Origin of the sequence: Varibaculum prostatecancerukia (genome assembly GCF_943169825.2) — a bacterium.
Classification (GTDB): Bacteria; Actinomycetota; Actinomycetes; order Actinomycetales; family Actinomycetaceae; genus Varibaculum; species Varibaculum prostatecancerukia.
In genome coordinates this window covers 546,367-566,714 of the sequence record NZ_OW968402.1, presented here as the reverse complement: position 1 = coordinate 566,714, position 20,348 = coordinate 546,367, and the positions used below count along the sequence as shown (strand labels likewise).

Here is a 20,348-nt window from a genome sequence, read left to right as displayed (position 1 = left end):
TTTGCCTCAGTTTTACCTATTCCTTAAGGTTCAAACTTATGGCTTTATTCTAACCATAAATAAGTGAACTCTGAACTATTTTGAGTATGCACCCCTAGCTACTGCCCCGAGCTGGGGATCGGTACTACTCGGTCGCGCCCTCAGCGGTAAACAAGTTCTCGGGTTAAACTTGACTAGGTTGCCAGTTACAGGAAGGAGGAAGCAGGTGGCTCGCGCGACGCGAATAAAACGCCGACTCTTCCGGCTGGTCATTCTAATCCTCACCCTGGCTTTAGTGGCGATAATTGCCGGGGGAACTTTTTTATGGCTACGTTACAGCTCCCGCCAAGCACAAGCTACTGGTTACTTCAAAAATAAACCGGTTTTACAGGCGGATTTCCAAGCCAGCGCCTACCACGTAAACTCGTTCATACCCCTGCTTGGCCAGCAGAATTTAGTAGAACCGGTAAGCTATGGAGATTACCGCGTTGCCGCAGGTGTCACCGGCTCTGGCAGCGCAGTTATTATGCAACTAGCTGAGGACGGCACTTCCGCCTGGTCAGTTGATTTAGGAGCTCCTCTGGTGACCTGCGCCCAGCAAGCCATCGGGGATTCCGAGGAAGAAAATCGCTTTTTACCCTGCCTTTATCAATCTGGCAACGGCTCCGGGGTCGCACTCGTGGATCTGAAAATGGGGACTGCCAATTGGGTATGGGAATCAGTAGATCCCTACGTCAACATCGGCACCACCGACTCCCAGATTGTACTGGTAGGCGAAGATCTTTCCTTACTGCGAATATCGCAGACCGGTGAACACCTATCGGAAGGATTAATGTCCCAGAAGGCCTCCGATACCCAGTTGCAGCCTGATTTAACTGCTTGTTCCCTCGATGATCAACCTACTGAACAGGCTCCGGAAAATTTTGAACTTTTTTCCGATTCCCTATGGATGATCGGGCATAACGGGATTAATTACCTGATTAATCCGGAAACTAATCAGATCCAAGTTGCCAGTCCCGGGCGTCTTATCCGCAATTCCGACGACACTGCGTGGGCGCTAAGCACTGATGACGGATGCGTACGCTCGTTCTATATTCAGCCACAACGTGCTCATATCGCTCCCCTCCCCAAAGGCACCACGGTCCCTACCGATAACACCGGACATCTTTTAAATATGGTGCAAAAAGGAGGAAAGCTGTTCCAGATGGATTGGGAAACATCCCGATCTTTGCGGGCTGTTTTTACCGAATCCGACTTCAAGCTGGGAAGTGAAACCCAGATTTTACCGACCAAAAAGTTTTTATATATAGCTAGCGGCGGACAGTTGGGGTGCTATTCCAGACAGGATGGGAAACGGCTCTGGGAATTCAGCGAAAACCCGGATACTTTACGTTTGCATCAAGACATCTTGCTCTACACCACTGACCAGGGCGAGCTGAAAGCAGTATCGAGCGCCGATGGAATCACCTTGTGGTCTCTTACCGATTCCGCTGGCATTAAATTCCCGCCCATCCGGGATGATAAGCAGCTACATACTTTTTCACCGCAATCATTTAAGACGTGGGGGCAACAAAACGATGAGAATCAAGGTGTCGCCAAGGGTGCGGCTAACCCCATGAACAAAGCGAAACCTGGTCTTAATTTCCCGGTTGATTCCTGTATTCGGGTGCGCGATGTCAGCGGTTCCGGCAGCTCCTATCAGGTTCAATTCGACCGGGTGTCCTGCAAGCTGAAAGGTGCCGAAAAGGTTATCCGGGTTATTGATACCGGGGAGGTCGAGCGTGGGAAACCGGCGAAAGATTATATGGATAAATGCCTGGATGACCCCGCAGCCACCAGTGCTATTACCGTAACCAGCGCCATCGCTGATCCAAAAATCTCTGCCCTATGCACCGGTAAAGCAGAAAACGCTGAAAAAGAACCTAATCAGCGAGGTGGTCAGCCAAGAACTGGCACCACACAGGTTTCGGAACGCTGAATCTGCAAACCTACTTCTTGCTGGGTTTGCTTTTTCGATAGGTGCAAACCCAATCCTGACTCTGCCTGTCCGGCGTATTCTTCACTATCCTGCTGCCAAGAAACCTCCGCCAAATATTTTCCACGCCGCACCCGTAAATCGCGGGCGGTAGCCGCAATCCCCTGTCCAGCCGGACACATCTTTAATCCTCCTGGCGCTATTGCCAGCTGTTCACCCTCTCCAATTTCAATCCCAAACTTTGCAGCTGCTCCGGCACTGAGAAAAGGACGATATCCAAGGAAAGAGGCTGCGGCTTGAGATCCGGGAGCTTCCCAGATTTCTTCCGCGCTGTTCGCGGCCAATATTTCTCCCTGATCCATAATTACAATCTGGTCTGCCAGTGAAAACGCTTCATCTTGGTCGTGGGTTACATAGACAACCGTTAATTCTAAATCTCGAATAATCTGGCGCAGGGTAATCACCAGTTCTTCCCGTAGCGCCCTATCAAGGGCAGAGAGCGGCTCATCTAAAAGCAACAGTTCCGGTTGCGGCGCGAGGCAACGAGCTAAGGCGACCCGCTGGGCTTGCCCACCTGAAAGGGTATCGATACTACGATCTTCATAGCCACTCAAACCTACGTTATCCAGCAGTTCTTTAACTTTTTTCCGTCTTTGCGTCTTGGGAAGATGCGCAATTCCATAGGCGATATTGCCACTTACATTTCGGCTGGGAAAAAGCTGTCCATCTTGGAACATCATTCCGAATCGACGCTGATGCACCGGCACCTGCTCCATATTGCGTCCTCGCCAAGAAATAGTGCCTGCCGCTAAAGGTTCCAGTCCCGCAATCGCGCGCAGTAGCGAGGACTTTCCGCACCCGGAAGGTCCCAGTAGCGCAGTTACCGTACCCAGCGGAACCTCGATAGTGAGATCTTTAACCGCCTCGACCTGTCCATATTGCACGCGTGCCTGGGAAATAGCTAAGCCGTCCATCAGTATTCACCAACTTTTCTTTTTCGCAGAGCTTCTACTGCGCTCATCACCAGGGAACAGGTTAAGCAGAGAATCACGGCCGCTGCCATCGCCATTCCATTTTCGGCAGGTCCCGCGCTGCCAGAAAGTTTATAAATCATCACCGGCAAAGTTAAGGATTCTGGCATCACCAAGAAGGATGCGGCCCCAAACTCACCGAAACAAACCGCGAAAGCAAAGCCGAAAGCCACTACCACAGCTCCCCAAATATAGGGGCCGTCGATAGTTAAGAAAATACGTGAAGGACGTGCCCCCAAGGTGGCAGCGGCTTCTCTTTGCTTCGGGTTGATAGTTTGCAGCATCGGACGCATTAACCTGATTACCAGCGGCGATGCTCCCAATGCTTGGGCTAAAGGCAGCAGGAAGGGGCTGTCAGCCAGATTCCAAGGGGGAGCCGCTAAAGTGATTAAGAATCCCAGACCAATCACCACGCTGGAAACCCCTAGCGGCAACATATTTATGGAATCAAAAATTTCTGCGGCACGCCGCATCCGCGGATTACGAAAATTCCGGGAAGTTACCGCTGCTACCAAGGCTCCTAATAAAGTGGAAACCACCGCACCGATAAGAGCTGCCCGCAGCGACACCCCTAAAGAGTTGATTACCGGTTGATCTATCAAAATAGAGGCATCCGGGCGGGTGAGGTCGAGATAGTTTTGCAGGGTCCATTGTCCGCGTCGGCGAAATGAGCGCGCCACTACCTGCGCCATGGGCAGGGCTATCAGAATTATAATCACTGCGGCGGCCGCCCAGACCGCGAAGCGTTGTCTGCCGTGAGCCAGCCGGGAGCTCTCAATAGTCTTCAGCTTTACCCCAACGCGCGCCTTATTTTGAAAATGTTGAGATCCAGCCAGCGCCGCCGCAACTATCACTACCTGCAGGAGCGCTAGGACTGCCGCCGCCGCTAAATCTAAATCAACGGAGGTGGTTTGATAAATCTGACTCTCTAAAGTTACGACCCCGATTCCTCCCAGAATCATCACCAATGAATAGGACGAAGAACAGTAAAGAAACACTAGGGAAGCTGCCGAAGCAATTGCCCCTAGCAGCTGCGGCAAGGTGACGGTGAAAAACGCTCGGCTAGGCGCGGCTCCCAGGGTGCGTGCCGCCTGGTAGGCACGGTGATCGAGGCGCGCCCAGACTGGCCCCACGGTGCGCACTATTAGAGAAACATTGTAGAAGACCATCGCTAAAATGACGGCTCCAAAGGTGCCGTCCAGCCCCAAAGCTGACAGCCAACCATCCTCGGAAAGAAGCGCCTTAAAAGCAGCGGCCACCCCGATGGTCGGCAGGACAAAGGGAATGGTTATTGCCGCGCGTAGGGCGGTTCTAAAGCGAAAATTTAGGCAGTAGAGCACCCAGGCGAGGGGCAACCCCACCAGGGTAGAGAAGAAAGTTCCCCCCAGCGCCAAGATGAGAGTGTCACGGATCGCCCGCCAAGTGAAGGAATCAGATAAAACTCGCCAAAAGGTAGAAAAATAGCCGGTTTCTCCGGCCTGCCCTACTCCCAGCCAGGCGAGTGCCAGCACCGGATAAAAAAAGCAGACCCCCAGGAAAAGGGCAGGAATTCCTACCGCCAGGACGAGAAATATCCGTCCCGGCGGTAGGATTCGACGCTGAGAGAGGCTGGTCAAGCCGTTATCCCAGTACCGCCTGTACCTGGCGAATCCACTCGCCACGGTTCTGCTCAATCTGTACCGGATCAAGTTGCTTATCGTTTTCAGGACGGGGAGCGAACTTCTCTAGCTTCGGATCTAGTTTTACTTGCTCATCAATGGGGTAGGTGATGTTTTCACTCATAATGGCGCTCTGACCTTCCTCACTGTAAAGCCAGTTCAAAACCTTTTCGGCGCCAGCGGCGTTCTTCGCGCCCTTGAGCACCGCCCCATATTCGACCGCCGGATAGCAGGTACCCGCGATATTGGCAGTCGGAGCCGAACTGCCGTCCTCAGAAACCGACCAATAGGGGGAGGAGGAGTAAGACATCACGATCGGGAACTTTCCTTTTCCTTCGCCTTGGGTAAACTCTTGATTATAGGCTTCATCCCAGGTATTTACGGCTTTGGTTCCATTAGCCATCAAGTCTTTCCAGTACTTGACGTATCCGTCTTTACCCTTTTGTTGCACGGTAGCCAGTAGCATCCCCAATCCGGTATCAGATTTGGCGGGATTCTCGATTACCGTCAAGCCCTTGTATTCCGGTTTCAGTAGGTCATCAAAGGTTTCGGGCACTGTCAGATTATGATCTTTAAAATAGGCAATATCGTAGTTGGCGCATACGTCGGAGCGATCTAGAGGCAGCGCCCCCTCAGCCTCCTTATTCAAATATTTTTCCGCAGAGCTAGGAACCTTTACTTTCGAAGGTGCAATCACCCCGGCCTTAGCTACCTTCACTACGTTATTGGCGGTCAATCCTACCGCCATATCCCCCAGCGGAGAATCTTTACGCAGGATCAATTTGGAATCGAGGGTGCCTGATTCTTCCCCGTTTACCAGCTTAATTTCCTGTCCGGTAGCGGCTTTAGCTTTGGCCAAAGATTCTTTGCCCAGCGTCCAGCTACCATTGGTAACAATCGTCACCGTGCTGCTATCACCCTTGGTAGGGGCGGCACTTTTATCGTTTCCACAACCACTTAGTCCCAGAGCTAAGGCTCCGATTGCTAAGGTTGCGGTAAATCGCGCGAATTTACGCATTTTTCCCTCCATCTGTCAGGAGGGGACTTGCGGGCGCAAGTAAGAGACTCGACTTCCTGCGCCAGCATTACCTGGTTCAGGTGCGAGGGTCTGTCCACCTGGACACTCTCAGCCTATTCGGCTCCCCTGTCGTTACTGTCACCTAAAGCTTATCACCAGTTATTCTTTAGCCTCTAAAAAGGCATGTTTTTACTGGTTAAACCCGCATCCTAGGAAAATTTAGTTACCAAGATCAAGAACGTCCTTTTGGCGTCCTCCATACCAGCTATTAGTACGCCGCATGGCTGCTCGCTGAATCAGGGTAACTGCTATCCCCGAGATAGCGGCAAACAACACTACTTCCAGTAGCGAAGATTGTGCTGCTTCTTCCCCATCCTGAGGAGGTTTATGGCCAGTCACCAGCTTCCAACCGGTGTTAATCACCAGGTTTGCTACCAGTCCGGCACCCGCCAAGCTGGCGGCACTTGCTACTTTCCACCCAATATCCATGGTTTACCTTTCCGCCTTGTTAGTTATCTCTAAACTACCCTAGGTTATGGTTCGCTGATCCCAAATCTGGCTCATCTTCATCTGGGTTCTGCGGCATATCTCGACGAGCACAGGCCGCTGAATCGGGCACGTCCTCACTGGCAGACTGGGAATCTTCGGCAGGAATATCCGCTCCGGTTTCTACCCCTTGCCTCCTTTTTTGGGCCAGGGCAGATAGATCTTTACTTATCTGATCTTTTTCGAGGGCGCGGCGCACCAATTCGCGTTCATGTTCGGTCGCCTGGTGTCTGTCGGGTTCATGCTCTGCATATTCAGAAATCAGTTCACTACCTTTCATTAGGGATACGCAAACCAATCCGATTAGCGACAGTACCAGAAGGGGCACAAAAATATCCCCCAAGGCGCCGGCATAGGCAGCGCGGATCACCTGCTGTTGAGCAGGGTTTAATTTATCCAGCTCCAGCGTAGAGGATTCGGCCATGGTGGCACCTTTTTGCCCTAATTTCGCCATCCCCTCCCTAACCTGACGAGCAATCTCCCAGGTGAATACGAAACCACAGACTTGAATCCCGATAGCTCCTCCCATAGACCGGCAGAAAGTAACCGTAGAGGTGGCAGCTCCCATGTAGCGTAGTTTCACCCCGTTTTGCACCGCCAACACCAGGTTTTGCATACTGGCACCTTGCCCCGCTCCCAGCAGGAACATCCCCAGGGCGCAGAACCAGTAGGGAGTCTTTTGGTCAACCAGGGTGATTAGTAAAATACCTAGGCACATCACCACGAAGCCACCGACCACGAAGCGTTTCCAGCGTCCTATCCGCGAAACCAGCTGACCTATCAAAGTTGACGCAATAAAAGTACCGATCATTCCCGGCAGCAGCGCCATTCCCGCCAGTGCGGGATTCATCCCTTTCGAGATTTGAAAAAACTGGGTAAAGAACAGGGGCGGAGCCACCATTGCAGTTCCCACCGAGATTGACCCTAAAATCGCCAGCAAGGTGGTGCGCTGAGTAAACATCCACATGGGGATGATGGGTTCCGGAAAACGCAGTTCCCACAGCACGAATACCACCAGGAACAGCGCGGATAAAGTGAGCATCACCGCAGTTTGCCAGGAGGCAAAAGCAAAAGTTTTACCGGCCAGTGACAGCCAAATTAAGGTACCGGAAACCGAGGCAGTAATCAGGGCAGTACCTAAAAAATCGATCCTCGGTTTAGTGATTTGAGGTGTCGGAACCTTCAAGAAACGCCAGAGCACCGCCATGGCTGCCAGGGAGAAGGGGATAGAAATCCACAGGCACCAACGCCATCCCATCCAGGGAGTCGCTACTATGAAACCACCAACCAATGGTCCGGAAATGTTGGCAATCGCCATTACTGCCCCGATATAGCCGTTGTAGCGTCCGCGTTCGCGCGGGGGGATCACCAAGGCGATTACCACCTGGGAAAGAGACATGATCGCGCCCATCCCGATGCCCTGCACAATCCGGGTAATAATCAGCTGCCAGGCAGCGTTTACTGCTCCAGAAAGCAAAGATCCAAAAGTAAACAGCCCGATGGCCCCGATTAGTAGTTTCTTGGAGTCATACATATCGGCGAGTTTCCCCGAAACCGGGGTAGCTACCGTCGCCGAAAGCATCGCTGCGGTAACCACCCAGGTGTATTGAGATTCGCTGCCGCTAAGTGCCGCCATCATCGTGGGGAGTGCGGTACCGATGATAGTTATTGACATTACCGCCACGAACAGCACCATCAGTAGTCCTGATAGCACTTGCATAACCTCTGAGTGCCCTCTAGGAGAAGCGAGCTTGTTATTTGAGTTCATTTAAATCCTTGCACCTCGCGATTACCGCTAAATTCTAGCCGCCGCCAGGAAAAGTTTTCTAGTTTCTACAACGACTTATATAGAAATTTGCATTCGCTATTGGCGATTTAGGCGGCTGAGGTCATCCCCTACCGCAACTACTGAAGAGAAGGGAAACTAATTCCAGGTTACTAGGAAGGAATCTTCGTCTACTACCGTTCCCGCAGCTACCTGAGCCAAAAGGCGAGCCGCGTCCTCAAAGGCGTTTATTACTTTCATCCGCGCCACTCGCTCTACGCGGCTAAGACGCCTATTCCCCGACGGTTCCCCTAACCATTGCAACTGGTAGATAGCGAAAGGTTTTCCATGATTAGGGTGAAAACGCAAGGAGGCCGGCACCTGTAAACTCGCTTCGACTCCCACAAAGAAATCTGCCCCCGACCCCAGGGAGCCGTAAAAAGCAAACGCATTGCTGTTACTTAGCTGCCCACCTACTTCTTTATCAAAAGCTGCTGCCTCTGCCGCTATCCAGGCAAGTTTTTCTGCTCCCAGTTGGGCGGTTACCAAGGCTTCGGCCTCCCGCTTAAGACGCTGCTGAGAACGACTGGGGCGCTCGGGAGCTCCCGGTTCTGTATTTAGTTCTCCCAAGACCGGTTCTAGCAGATCCTTTAGGGCATTTTTTTCTATCCAATAGGGCGAATAAACCGCCAAGTTTACCGCCGAGTCCGGATCCGGTGAAAGCATTTGTGCAGCGGAGTCTTTTGAACTATTTCCCGGCCCCACCCGCAGACTCCCTCCTAGGCGGCGACAAATCGCTAGTAGGCCACGGAGCGCTTCATATTCCAGACCAATCGGCTCACTGGCAGCAAAAGCATCGGTGAGCAGGTCGATTCCTCGCAAATCTTCCGCTAGCTCTCCGCTACGCTGCCGCGGACAATCCAGGCGAAAAGCAACCTGGGAGTAGGGTGGCAAGTGCAAGGTTTCACGAGTTTGCTGGTCAAGAGAAAAAGGACCATTCAATTCGGCCTGTCCCGTCAGGCGCAAGCGGCCAGGAGCAACCCATCCGGCGTCCTCCCAAAGGGAAACCGCTAGCGCCTCTACCTCTTCCGGGGTGACTTCCGCGGGGAAAACTACCAGCTGCGGACAACCTACCGGGGTGAAGTCAGCAGCTTCCAGGGGTCCCTGGCAGCGCATATAGGACGCTCCGGGGTTAATAGCTGCCGCCTGCTTTTGAGTTTGTATTCCCTGCTCAGTTAGGCGTACCGCACGAATTTTCCCGGTTTCTATCCGCGCAAAGGTAGAGGTATCGGTAAGCGGAGTATCGCTCACTGTGTTTCTTCCATTTTCGGTACTTCGCTGCAACTAAAGCGCAGGTAGGAGCGGGAGGCAGTCGGTCCCCGTTGCCCCTGGTAGCGCGATCCTCGCTCCTGGGATCCGTAGGGTTTTTCCGCCGCCGAAGACAACTGGAAGAAACACAGTTGACCGACTTTCATACCCGGGTAGAGCAGAATCGGCATAGTCGCAGTGTTCGATAGTTCCAAGGTGACGTGACCGTTGAAACCGGGGTCGATGAAACCGGCAGTGGAGTGGGTTAATAACCCCAGGCGTCCCAGTGACGATTTTCCTTCCAGGCGTGCAGCAATGTTGTCAGCTAGGCGCACTCTTTCCAAGGTGGATCCCAGCACGAACTCTCCGGGGTGGAGGACGAATGGTGCGCTCTCCCCCACATCAATTAGATGAGTCAGGTCGTCTTGGGGTAGCGCCGGGTCGATTACCGAGTATTTATGGTTATCGAAAAGTCGAAAGTAACGATCCAGGCGCACGTCGATAGAGGCGGGCTGAATCATTTTGGGGTCATAGGGGTCAATCTCGACTTCCCCGGAGGCACACAGTTTGGCAATGTCACGGTCAGATAAAAGCATGGTTTCAGTCTAGCGCAGCCCGCATACTTGTTAGGGGCGGGTAGCTATTTTCCTTACGCAGGTTACTAAAACCGCTATTTAAAGAGGACGCGCCCGCTCATCCATCCCAATCCGGCGGTAGGCGCGCGGGATTGCGAAAAATGACCACACACATCCGCTAAATGCCAATGCCCCGGTAATCTCGGCTGCTACCGCCGCGCTAGCCAGTCCCACTATGGCGGAGGTAAGGAAGGGGCCAACGGTGGGGCCGATTTGGGAAATGGATTGCCAGATGCCTAAGAATCGCGAGCGTCCTACCTCGGGAGATAGGTCTGCTCCCATAGTGAACAGAATTCCGGCAGCCAAACCGTTGCCGAGCCCCACGGTGCAGGCAGAGATGAAATAGGGAAGCAGGCTACCTGCAAGCCCTAAGGCAATGAATCCTGCGCCCATAATCGCTAGGGAAGGGATGATGGCGGCGCGGCGTCCGAACCGATCCATTAGCTGCCCGGAGGCATAGAAGACCGCCACATCCAGCAGGGCGCTAACCGCGAAGGTTGCGGAAATAACTTCATTAGACACACTTAGGGTTCGCCCCACCAGTGGTACTACCACTATTTGTCCTGCTCGCACCAGTGACAGCAATATCGCGCACACCGCCAGCAGGGCGGTGGCTGGTGCGTCGGCGGAGGATCGTGCCCCTGGCTTAATGGGAGTGGTGGCGGGGGTGGTTTGCTTTCCTGTTGATTCCCGATCGCCGGTTATTGCCCCCGCCAGCCCGGCTTCCAACATATGCGGATCAGGAGCGGTAAATACGGCCACTAATACTGCTGCTAGCAGCGCCGTTACTATCTGTAAGTAGAACGCTCCTTCAATTCCCCAGGCGGCAATCACTGCCGAACCGATGGCCGGACCTACCAGTCGCCCTAGCCGCGCGATCCCTCCTAACATGGCCATTGCCCGGGCTCTAAAAGTAATCGGAACCGTTTCGGTTACGTAAGATTGCCGCCCTAGCTGCCAGATTCCGCTGGAAAGTGCCAGAGCCACTATTGCGCCTAGATAAATCATTTGCGCAAAACTCTGTCCAGGAAATCGCAAAGAAATCAGGGTGGCAACCAAAGCGGAGGTTGCCAGTAATGAGCCGGTAATTAGGGCGTTGCGATCTCCTAACCGGTCTACGAAACGCCCGATAAGCGGGCCGGTGATCACTGCAGTAACGCCCGCGATTCCTACCAGTGCCGAGGCTAAAGCCGCGTGCATTCCCAGTTCTAGGGCGGTGATTACCGTAACCGCATTTAAGGTTCCCAGTCCGATTCCCCAGGTCAGTGAGGGCGCATAGAGCGGCAGGGTTAACTGCACTAGCGGCGAGGACGGAGGTTTTGGCACCTGGCAATTATAGTGTGAGCAGGGCACTTTTAGGACTTTTGTTCACCTTTGAAGCGGGTCTGTCATCTCAGGCGGCAGAGTTAAAACTTTGGCGACTGGGGAACTGTCTTTGAAAGTGAGTAAATAACGGCGGGAGTTATCAAAAATTAACCTATTAGCCAGGAAGTGTTCACCGATTAGCTGCCAAGCGGTAAACTCCTATTCCCCTTCAGTTAAGGAGAATCTCTTAGTACTTGGGTTGTGGCTAAGAAACTTTCTTCTGCGGTCGCCGGCGCCACGCCCCCGACCTCCTCAAAACCCAGGATCAATAACCCCAGCAGTAGCGCGACTCACAGCGCTAAACGCTCCGACAGACCAGACCGGGCGGAAGGATGGTTAGCAGCAGCGTTACTTATCCCCAACCTGATACTGCTGTTTGTTTTCACCTATCGTCCTCTCCTTGACAACATTCGCCTATCCTTCATGGATTGGAACATCTCCTCCCCGCAGGCCACCTTCATCGGTCTCGGAAACTATGTGGAATGGTTCCACGCAGATTCCACCGGACGAATCCTGTTAAACACGTTAATCTTCACTTTCGCCACCGTGGTCGGATCGCTACTCCTGGGACTTATTATGGCGATCATCCTGGATCAAAAGCTCTTTGGGCGGAATGTAGTGCGCTCAGTGGTTTTCGCGCCCTACGTTATTTCCGGCGCCGCCATCGGGGTGGCGTTCCAGTTCGTGTTCGACCCCAGCGTCGGTCTCATCCAAGACATCATGGTTCGCCTAGGATTCACTTCCATCCCCGAGTTCTACCAAAACCCCAACTGGGCGCTGTTCATGGTGACTATGACCTATATCTGGAAGAACCTGGGCTACACCTTCGTAATCTACCTAGCCGCCCTCCAAGCTAGGCGAATAGACCTGGACGAGGCGGCAGAGATAGATGGAGCCTCCCCATGGCGACGTTTCACTAAAGTGCTGTTACCGCAACTACGTCCTACTACGTTCTTCTTGTCAATCACCGTACTTCTCAACTCAATGCAAGTATTCGACATCATCAATGTGATGACCCACGGCGGCCCGCAGGGTACTGGCACTACCACCATGGTTTACCAGATTTACCAGGAAACATTCGTTAACGCCCGGGCAGGCTATGGAGCCACCGTAGCCACCATTATGTTCTTGATTCTGCTGGTAATAACCCTGCTGCAAGTGCGGGTAATGGATAGGGATAAATAATGAGCAACAAACTTTCATTTCTAAAACTCAATAGGGACGAGGACGTTCGCGAAGCTACGGCACATCCCTCTACCGTGTTCAAGGTAATCGGGTATATCGCCATGGTGATTGCCTTCCTGGGAATCATGATCCCGATTTATTGGATTGTGCTTACTTCCTTTAAGACCCAAGGAGATATTTACACTCACCCAGCGACCTATATCGCGAATCCCTTTACCACCGAGAACTACCGGGCAGTAAGCAGTGAGATACCCCTGGGCGCCTACCTGCGGAACTCGTTGATCATCACCATCATGCTTTCAGCGGTGAAAATCCTGCTGGGTGTGCTCTCCGCTTATGCCTTAGCGCTGCTGCGCTTCCCCGGCCGCAACCTGGTTTTCATCTTGATTATCGCGTCCTTGCTGGTACCTAATCAGATTACGGTGATTTCTAACTATTCGCTGGTAGCGGGAATGAATATGCGCAATACCTTTGCCGGGATTATTCTGCCCCTGGCAGGTACCGCTTTCGGCACTTTCCTAATGCGTAACCATTTCATGTCGCTACCCACCGAAGTTATCGAAGCGGCTCGGATGGATGGAGCCGGTCCCCTGAAACTGCTTTGGAGAGTAGTTTTGCCCATGTCGTGGCCAACCCTGTCCGCGTTCGCCCTGATCACCATTGTTAATGACTGGAATGAATATCTGTGGCCATTCCTTATGTCTGAGGACGAACGCACCGCCCCTATCCAAATCGGATTGACTTTCTTACAGAATAACGAGGGTCTCACCAACTGGGGCCCGGTCATGGCTGGCACCGTGCTAGCCGTCATCCCCCTCTTAATCGTGTTCCTGGTACTGCAGAAGAACATGATTAAGGGACTTACTTCCGGGGCAGTTAAGGGCTGACCTGGACAATCAGAAAGGTAAAAATGAATCGTACACGGAAATTGCTCCTCACTGGAGCCGCAGTTGCATCCCTGGTACTGTCTGGATGCGCCGGCACTTCCTCCTCGGGATCTGTCGAGCAAAATGACCCTAACGGCAAGGTGACGTTGGACGTGTGGTCAAACCACCCGGCTAGCTCGAAAGCTACCGAACAGGAAATTATTGCGGCTTTCGAGAAAGAAAACCCCAATATCAAGATTAAGCTCACCGACGCTGGGAAAGATTACGAGGAAGTGGCGCAAAAGTTCAATGCCGCTCTCACCGGTGGGCAAACTCCTGATGTAATCGTTGCGTCCGATGTGAACTGGTACAACTTCGCACTAAACGATAACTTTGTTCCCCTAGATGACCTGATGAAAAAGGTGGATGCAAAACCCGACGACTATGTAAAGTCGCTTTACGATGAGTACACCATCGATGGTAAGCACTATGCAGTTCCCTATGCGCGTTCAACTCCGCTTTTCTACTACAACAAAGACTTGTTCAAGAAAGCAGGTGTTCCCGACCGCGGTCCTAAGACTTGGGACGAGTGGAACAATGATTACGCACCTAAACTGAAGGCCTCCGGGGTACTGCCCCTGTCTATTCCTGACGGCGCCAACTACCTGGATTGGTACTTCCAGGGCATGATTTGGTCGATGGGCGGTTCCTATTCGAAAGATCTGACCGTGAACGTGGCAGATGAGAAGGGCGTGGCTGCTGGAAAGTTCCTGCAAGATCAGTTCAAAAACGGTTACTTTAAAGCCACTAAAGATGCCACTGTTCCGTTCACTACCGGGCGAGCAGCCGCGATGCTTGAATCCACCGGCTCGCTGCAGGGCGTTGAAAAGGACGGCAAGGTCAATGTGGGGACCGCATTCCTGCCCTCTCCCGAGGGCGTGCCGGGAGTTTCTACCGGAGGGAGCGGCTTAGCGATTCCCGCTAAATCCAAAAATCAAGAGGCAGCCGCCAAGTTCATCGCTTTCCTCACCAACACCGAGAACACCGTGAAGTTCTCGCAGGCTACCGGCTATATGCCGGTTCGCACCTCGGCGGTTGATTCCGCTGAAACCAAAGCATACGTAACAGAGCACCCCAACTTCCAGACCGCTCTAGATCAGTTGCCTATGACCAAAGCACAGGATGCCGCCCGCGCCTATGTCTCTGGTGGCGGTCAAAAGATTGGTGCCGCTTTGGACAAGATTGCACAAGGTGAGGACGTGAAGGCCACATTCGATGCCCTGCAGAAGGATTTGCAAAAGGTTATCGACAATCAGATTAAACCGAAACTCGATAAGAATAAGTAACTATTAGGGCGTATTGGCGCCAACAAGAAAGGAAATGCCTTGGCTAGCGTGACTTTTGAAAATGCATCCCGCCTGTTCTCGGGAGCAGCCAAACCGGCAGTTGATTCCCTGAATCTGCATATTGAGGACGGTGAATGCGTAGTTTTAGTCGGACCGTCTGGCTGTGGCAAATCCACTTCGCTGCGGATGGTGGCCGGCCTGGAGCCGGTCACCTCCGGACGAATCTTGATCGGCGGTGAAGATATGACCGGAGCCCGGCCGCGTTCACGTGACGTGGCGATGGTGTTCCAAAGCTACGCCCTCTATCCCAATATGACGGTTGCCCAAAACATGGGATTCGCCTTGGAAAACAATAGGATGCCGAAAGATAAAATTAAGGAACAGGTGCAGTGGGCAGCCCAGCTACTGCAGCTAGAGGATCTTTTGGATCGCAAACCCAGTGCCCTGAGTGGCGGACAACGGCAAAGGGTCGCTATGGGGCGCGCAATCGTGCGCAAACCCACCGTTTTTTGCATGGATGAGCCGCTATCTAACCTGGACGCGAAACTGCGGGTTTCCATGCGGGGAGAGATTGCATCTTTGCAGCGCGAACTAGAAGTCACTACTGTTTACGTGACCCATGATCAAGTGGAAGCAATGACTATGGGTCATCGAGTAGCGGTGATGGAGTCAGGGGTACTTCAACAGGTGGCTACCCCTACTGACCTTTACCGCAATCCGGTAAACACTTTCGTAGCTTCCTTCATAGGTTCCCCGGCGATCACCTTGTTCACTTTGCCTATTAACTCTGAAGGTCAAGCTCTGCTAGGTGATTTGCCTGTACCAATTCCCAGGACGGTGCGTGCCCAATTAAAAGAGGAAGTCATATTAGGGGTGCGCCCAGAATCCTGGTTACCCGCCAGTAAGGAGGAGGCGGCACTTTCCCTTACTACCCACATCATCGAACGCTTAGGTAGTCAGGCATTCCTATATGGGCAACCCCCAGAAAAAGTAGCTGCCACCCCGGATCGAGCTGCGGTGTTATTGCAGCGAGGGGTGTTCCCTGATCGTGGCGAGATCTATCGGACGAAGCCCAACTTAGAAGAACTTTACTTCTTCGATCCTGCTACGGGGCAGGCCGTATCCGAGAGTGCATCTTTGTCGCTTCCGGAAGTTTGTTAATCGGAAAAATAAAACCGTGTAGTGAACTTAAAGCAGTTAACTTGAACTTTCACCAAACACAGACTGAGAGACGGCTAAACTTTTTGTTGTCCCCTCCCCTAGCTAGTGATTCGTTCAGAAATTAATCTCTCCCCCGACGGTTTTGCAAATCTGTGCAAACCTGTCGGGGGAACTAATTGCAGCGAAAGACCTTTTAGCTTTTGAGAGGACGTGTAGTAACAAAAAATCGCGTGTGAATATGTGCAAAGTGCGCACTAAGCCCGACGAGAAATGGATGTGCGATATACGCTGAAAAAGAGCCGCAGGGGCGAGATCTTGTGGCAACTACTGAACGCGCGGCAGCGAGGCCGCGTTAGATTCTGGAGGCATAGGGTGAAAAAACTTGAAGTCGATGTGGTGGTGATTGGTGGCGGATCCACCGGCAGTGCCGTGGTGCGCGATGTGGCTATGCGGGGATTTAAAACCGCTCTGGTAGATCGGGTCGATCTAGCCCAAGGTACCACTGCAAGATTCCACGGTCTACTCCATTCCGGAGGACGCTACGTAAAATCGGATCCCGAATCCGCCACCGAATGTGCGGAAGAAAACGCTATTTTACGGAAAGTTGTTCCCCACGCGATAGAGGACACCGGCGGCCTATTTGTAACTACTTCCCAAGACAGTGAAGAACACGCCGATATTTTTTTGGAATGTGCACAAAAGACCAAAGTGCCTGCCTACGAGATTTCTGTTGCCGAAGCTCTGCGACGCGAACCGCGCCTGGACCCTAAACTAAAGCGAGCTTTCGCAGTACAAGATGGCACTATCGATGGCTGGAAAATGGTGTGGGGGTTTGCTGAGTCAGCTAAAGAGTACGGCGCGGAAATCCTCCCCTATCACTGGGTGACCGACATTGAGGTTACCGACGGAGCTGTTAGTGCTGTCATTTGTGAAGATCACAAGAATGGTGGGGAAAAAGTCCGCATCGACTGCCAGTTCGTAATTAATTGCGCAGGGCCTTGGGCAGGTGAAATCGCCGCCCTGGCAGGTTGCCATGATGTAGATGTAGTTCCCGGCGCCGGGATCATGATTGCCATGAATCACCGCATCTGCCAGCACGTAATCAATCGCTGCGTTTACCCTTCGGATGGAGATTTGATTGTGCCTGCCCATCAGGTCGCCATTATCGGTACTACCGACCAGGTGGCACCCAGCGCCGACTTTTTGGAGATAAAAGACGAAGAAGTCCAGCAAATGCTAGACGCGGGGGAAGCTCTACTGCCCGGATTCCGTCATTCTCGTCCTCTGCACGTATGGATGGGAGCGCGTCCTTTGGTTAAAGACAACCGGGTCGCCGCTACCGATTCGCGCCATATGTCCCGAGGAATGTCGATAATGGATCACCAGGAGCGCGACGGAGTAAAAGGAATGCTCACGGTGGCGGGCGGAAAACTAACTACCTGCCGGCTCATGGCCGAACGCGCTGTGAACATCATGTGCGAACTGATGGAGGACGTACGCCCCTGTCGCACCGCTCAGGAAGCAGTACCCGGTCAGGAAGATTCCCGCGAGCATCGCCTCACCGACCGCTTGCAAGCGCGAGAAAAACAGTGGAATAAAGACCAAATAATTTGTGAATGCGAACTGGTTTCTCGACGGATGCTGGAAGAAAAAATCCAGGAATTCCCCAATGCTTCCCTCGATGATCTGCGCCGGCAACTCCGAATCGGGATGGGGCCATGTCAGGGCGGGTTCTGCTCCATGCGTTGTGCCGGGATTGTCAATGACCAAGGCGCTGCCTCCGTTGAGCGGGCAACCAACATGATTTCCCTATTTATGAAGAATCGTTGGATTGGGATCAAACCCATCCTGTTCGGGGAGTCCGCCCGGGAAGTCGCGCTCGATAACTGGATTATGCAGGGAATTTTCGACCTGGAGCATGCACCTGGCAAAGGACAACTGAGCGAGGTCGCACTCAACCCGGTGGAACAAGAACGCGATAAACGGGAACGCGAAGCCGTAAAGGAGGCACTAGCGTGAGAGACGTAGTAGTAATCGGTGCTGGCCTTTCCGGACTCAGTGCTGCAGTTCGGCTGCTTCAGGCCGGGCGGGAAGTTGATTTAATCACCAAAGGCATCGGGGGTATCCAGCTCGGGCAAGGCACTATTGACCTATACGGATACAGCCCAGAGCGGGTAGATAATCCCCTAGAGGCAATCGATCAGTTACCCGAATCCCACCCCTATGGAAAGTTGGGGGCAAAGGCAGTTGCCGATTCAGCAAACTGGTTAAAGGAGCTGCTAGGAGCGGATTTGCTGGTGGGCAACCCCGATAAGAATGTTTTTTTGCCTACCTGCCTGGGCGCTTGGCGTCCTACCTGTTTGCCGCAGCCTTCCATGTTGGCGGGAGCAGCCGCGGACGGCAAAAAATATGTGATCGTGGGGCTGCGCCAGTTAAAGGACTTTTATCCGCAGATGGTGGCGGAAAATATGCAGAAAGGGGAACTGCCTGGTGGCGGCGGTGTTAGTGCGCGTCATATTTGGGTAGATATTCCGGTGCGTCCGGGCGAAGCAGACACTTCCGGGTTAAATTTCGCACGCGCCCTCGATAGGGAAGATTTCCGGGCAAGGTTCTGTGACCTTATCAAGCCCTACTTAGAAGAGGGCGAAGTGGTTGGTTTCCCGGCGGTGCTGGGGCTAAAAGACCGGGATGCTTGGAAAGATATTGCCCGTCGCCTGAGCCATGAGGTGTTTGAGATTCCCCTGCTACCGCCCTCTATTCCAGGGATGCGGATCAATGAGACCCTAACCCAAATGGTACGTGACCTGGGGGCACGCTATATTATCGGCTCGGAAGTGACCGGGCTTAGTGCCCGAGATGGCCGCGTGGAATCGGTTACTATCAACTCTGCGGGGTCTGACACCATCATCACGGCTAAACACTTCATCTACGCTGGTGGCGGCTTTGAATCGGGAACTTTGAATGTGGACTCTTATTGGAAGGTGAAAGAACGCGCCTTTGATTTACCGCTAGTAATCCCGGAAGGACCGCTAGTTCACGAAGACTATTGGGGACCAAACCAACCACTGTTCGAAGTGGGAGTAAGGGTCGATTCCCAGATGCGGGTACTGGACACGTCCGGGGCTCCGCTATATCAGAACCTGTATGCCACTGGCGGATTGCTTGCGGGAGCCACCCGGTGGCGGGAAAAGTCCGGTGACGGGATTGCTGTAGCTTCCGCTTTGCGGGCTTGTGACACGATTTTGGGAGATACCAATGACTAAGGATTTACGTAATAAACCCGAGTTTAATCCGCTGATGCGAGCCAGCTTGGATGCTTGCGTCAAATGTACGATTTGTGAAACCCAATGCCCGGTGGCAGCGGTTACTCCCCTGTTCCCCGGACCTAAATATGTGGGTCCGCAGGCGGAGCGTTTCCGTAAGGGGCTATCGGTTGATCACACTATTGATTACTGTTCCAGCTGCGGTACCTGCACTTTGGTCTGCCCGCAAGGGGTAAAGGTTGCAGAGCTCAATAACGTGGCCCGCGCCGCGATGAAGCAACAAAACGGCCGTCCGCTTCGCGATGTGCTCATCTCCAACACCATGTTTATGGGTAAGGCAATGACTCCGGTGGCGCCGGTCGCGAACTGGGCGCTACGGCAAAAGCCGATTCGACAGATCGTGGAGAAAACTTTCGGGGTTCACCATGAAGCTCCGATGCCGGTGGCGGATGGTTTCAGTTTTGAAAAATGGTTCAAGAAGCATACCCGCACTGCTCCTGCCCCCACTAAAGGCAAAGTGGTGTTCTTCCACGGTTGCGCGGGTGAGTTCTTCGAAACCACCACTTCTATACGCTCGGTGCAGATTCTCGAGCACCTGGGATACGAAGTGCTGGTACCGCCTCATGGCTGCTGCGGTCTAGCGCAGCAGTCTAACGGTCTTTATGACGGGGCAAAGAAGCTGATTCGCAAGCTGGCGCATGATTTGAACGTTCCCGGGGATGACCTGACAATCATCGGTTCTTCCGGTTCTTGCGTGGGCATGGTCAAACATGAAGCCCGCGAGATTCTGGGAGTTCAAGATGAGGAGCTCGAGCAGGTTTCGCGGCGCATTTGGGATATTTCCGAGTTCCTGCTGGATCTTTACGACCGGGGAGAACTGGACCTGGATAATCTGGAGCCGATTAATCTCACGGTTACTTATCACGCTCCTTGCCAGCTCAAATCCACGGGCATTGGTACCCCAGGCAAGCAGCTGCTGGACAAGATTCCTGGGCTGACCGTCCACGAATCCGGAGCCACCTGCTGTGGGATTGCTGGTACCTACGGGTTGAAACGCGAAAAGTACGATATTGCGCAGGCAGTAGGTAAGACCGCCTTCGACAAGATTAAGAGCACCAACTCTGACCTGGTAGTTTCGGATACCGAGACTTGCCGTTGGCAACTGGCAAAGGGCGGCGGCAAGCCGGCTGTCCACCCAATCTATCTGTTGTTTGAGGCCATGGGGCTAAAAGATAGCTAACACTAAG

Annotated in this window: 16 protein-coding genes and 1 riboswitch; of the genes, 8 read left to right on the top strand and 8 right to left on the bottom strand. The window is 53.1% G+C overall.

Translation table 11 applies throughout. The annotated features are described in order from the left end of the window. Positions 1–205 precede the first annotated feature (205 nt). Positions 206–1,957, top strand: coding sequence for an outer membrane protein assembly factor BamB family protein (locus KO216_RS02510; RefSeq protein WP_215522748.1), 1,752 nt, complete (start codon positions 206–208; stop codon positions 1,955–1,957). Here KO216_RS02510 and KO216_RS02505 read toward each other — a convergent pair. The 8 genes from KO216_RS02505 to KO216_RS02470 form a co-directional block, all read right to left on the bottom strand. Beyond that, positions 1,918–2,928: an ABC transporter ATP-binding protein gene (locus KO216_RS02505; protein WP_215522747.1), complete on the bottom strand. Its 1,011-nt coding sequence runs from the start codon at positions 2,926–2,928 to the stop codon at positions 1,918–1,920. The genes KO216_RS02510 and KO216_RS02505 overlap by 40 nt on opposite strands. Then, positions 2,928–4,601 (bottom strand): ABC transporter permease, encoded by a 1,674-nt coding sequence (locus tag KO216_RS02500; RefSeq protein WP_215522746.1) that lies wholly within the window; start codon positions 4,599–4,601, stop codon positions 2,928–2,930. The genes KO216_RS02505 and KO216_RS02500 overlap by 1 nt, the downstream gene beginning before the upstream one ends. Positions 4,602–4,605: 4 nt before the next feature. Then, on the bottom strand, positions 4,606–5,661 hold the full coding sequence (locus tag KO216_RS02495; RefSeq protein WP_215522745.1) for a thiamine ABC transporter substrate-binding protein: 1,056 nt from the start codon (positions 5,659–5,661) through the stop codon (positions 4,606–4,608). Positions 5,662–5,697: 36 nt separating this feature from the next. Beyond that, positions 5,698–5,799: riboswitch (TPP riboswitch) on the bottom strand. A gap of 81 nt (positions 5,800–5,880) precedes the next feature. Continuing rightward, positions 5,881–6,150 carry a DUF4235 domain-containing protein gene (locus KO216_RS02490; RefSeq protein WP_215522744.1) on the bottom strand — a complete coding sequence of 90 codons (270 nt, stop codon included), beginning with the start codon at positions 6,148–6,150 and terminating at the stop codon, positions 5,881–5,883. 34 nt (positions 6,151–6,184) lie between these two features. Further along, on the bottom strand, positions 6,185–7,975 hold the full coding sequence (locus tag KO216_RS02485) for an MDR family MFS transporter (RefSeq protein WP_215522743.1): 1,791 nt from the start codon (positions 7,973–7,975) through the stop codon (positions 6,185–6,187). Between the two features lie 156 nt (positions 7,976–8,131). Then, the gene (locus KO216_RS02480) at positions 8,132–9,283 is read right to left on the bottom strand and encodes a beta/alpha barrel domain-containing protein (RefSeq protein ID WP_215522742.1); all 1,152 of its coding nucleotides are present in this window, start codon (positions 9,281–9,283) and stop codon (positions 8,132–8,134) included. Then, positions 9,280–9,876 carry a dCTP deaminase gene (dcd, locus tag KO216_RS02475; RefSeq protein WP_215522741.1) on the bottom strand — a complete coding sequence of 199 codons (597 nt, stop codon included), beginning with the start codon at positions 9,874–9,876 and terminating at the stop codon, positions 9,280–9,282. The genes KO216_RS02480 and dcd overlap by 4 nt, the downstream gene beginning before the upstream one ends. A 78-nt stretch (positions 9,877–9,954) precedes the next feature. After that, entirely contained in the window at positions 9,955–11,241 is a 1,287-nt protein-coding gene (locus KO216_RS02470; RefSeq protein ID WP_215522740.1) for an MFS transporter, read from the bottom strand. Between the two features lie 240 nt (positions 11,242–11,481). Between KO216_RS02470 and KO216_RS02465 the strand changes: the two genes are divergently transcribed. The 7 genes from KO216_RS02465 to KO216_RS02435 all read left to right on the top strand — a co-directional run bounded on the left by KO216_RS02465 (position 11,482) and on the right by KO216_RS02435 (position 20,341). After that, positions 11,482–12,465 carry a carbohydrate ABC transporter permease gene (locus KO216_RS02465; RefSeq protein ID WP_251451742.1) on the top strand — a complete coding sequence of 328 codons (984 nt, stop codon included), beginning with the start codon at positions 11,482–11,484 and terminating at the stop codon, positions 12,463–12,465. Further along, a complete protein-coding gene (locus KO216_RS02460; protein WP_215522739.1) occupies positions 12,465–13,352 on the top strand; it encodes a carbohydrate ABC transporter permease in 888 nt (295 codons plus the stop codon). The genes KO216_RS02465 and KO216_RS02460 overlap by 1 nt, the downstream gene beginning before the upstream one ends. A 23-nt stretch (positions 13,353–13,375) precedes the next feature. Beyond that, positions 13,376–14,677, top strand: a complete 1,302-nt coding sequence (locus KO216_RS02455) for an ABC transporter substrate-binding protein (RefSeq protein ID WP_215522738.1) — start codon at positions 13,376–13,378, stop codon at positions 14,675–14,677. A gap of 39 nt (positions 14,678–14,716) precedes the next feature. Beyond that, entirely contained in the window at positions 14,717–15,838 is a 1,122-nt protein-coding gene (locus KO216_RS02450; RefSeq protein ID WP_215522737.1) for an ABC transporter ATP-binding protein, read from the top strand. A 372-nt stretch (positions 15,839–16,210) separates the two neighbouring features. Continuing rightward, positions 16,211–17,857 (top strand): anaerobic glycerol-3-phosphate dehydrogenase subunit GlpA, encoded by a 1,647-nt coding sequence (gene glpA, locus KO216_RS02445; protein WP_215522736.1) that lies wholly within the window; start codon positions 16,211–16,213, stop codon positions 17,855–17,857. After that, on the top strand, positions 17,854–19,101 hold the full coding sequence (gene glpB, locus KO216_RS02440) for a glycerol-3-phosphate dehydrogenase subunit GlpB (protein ID WP_215522735.1): 1,248 nt from the start codon (positions 17,854–17,856) through the stop codon (positions 19,099–19,101). Before glpA ends, glpB begins: the two co-directional genes overlap by 4 nt. After that, positions 19,094–20,341 carry an anaerobic glycerol-3-phosphate dehydrogenase subunit C gene (locus KO216_RS02435; RefSeq protein WP_215522734.1) on the top strand — a complete coding sequence of 416 codons (1,248 nt, stop codon included), beginning with the start codon at positions 19,094–19,096 and terminating at the stop codon, positions 20,339–20,341. The genes glpB and KO216_RS02435 overlap by 8 nt, the downstream gene beginning before the upstream one ends. Positions 20,342–20,348 lie beyond the last annotated feature (7 nt).

What these genes read in the sequence shown, in the direction of transcription:
- KO216_RS02495 (WP_215522745.1), bottom strand. Translation starts at nt 5,661, where the DNA reads ATGCGTAAATTCGCGCGATTTACCGCAACCTTAGCAATCGGAGCCTTA.
- KO216_RS02490 (WP_215522744.1), bottom strand. Translation starts at nt 6,150, where the DNA reads ATGGATATTGGGTGGAAAGTAGCAAGTGCCGCCAGCTTGGCGGGTGCC.
- KO216_RS02485 (WP_215522743.1), bottom strand. Translation starts at nt 7,975, where the DNA reads ATGAACTCAAATAACAAGCTCGCTTCTCCTAGAGGGCACTCAGAGGTT.
- KO216_RS02460 (WP_215522739.1), top strand. Translation starts at nt 12,465, where the DNA reads ATGAGCAACAAACTTTCATTTCTAAAACTCAATAGGGACGAGGACGTT.
- dcd (WP_215522741.1), bottom strand. Translation starts at nt 9,876, where the DNA reads ATGCTTTTATCTGACCGTGACATTGCCAAACTGTGTGCCTCCGGGGAA.
- KO216_RS02435 (WP_215522734.1), top strand. Translation starts at nt 19,094, where the DNA reads ATGACTAAGGATTTACGTAATAAACCCGAGTTTAATCCGCTGATGCGA.
- KO216_RS02455 (WP_215522738.1), top strand. Translation starts at nt 13,376, where the DNA reads ATGAATCGTACACGGAAATTGCTCCTCACTGGAGCCGCAGTTGCATCC.
- KO216_RS02505 (WP_215522747.1), bottom strand. Translation starts at nt 2,928, where the DNA reads ATGGACGGCTTAGCTATTTCCCAGGCACGCGTGCAATATGGACAGGTC.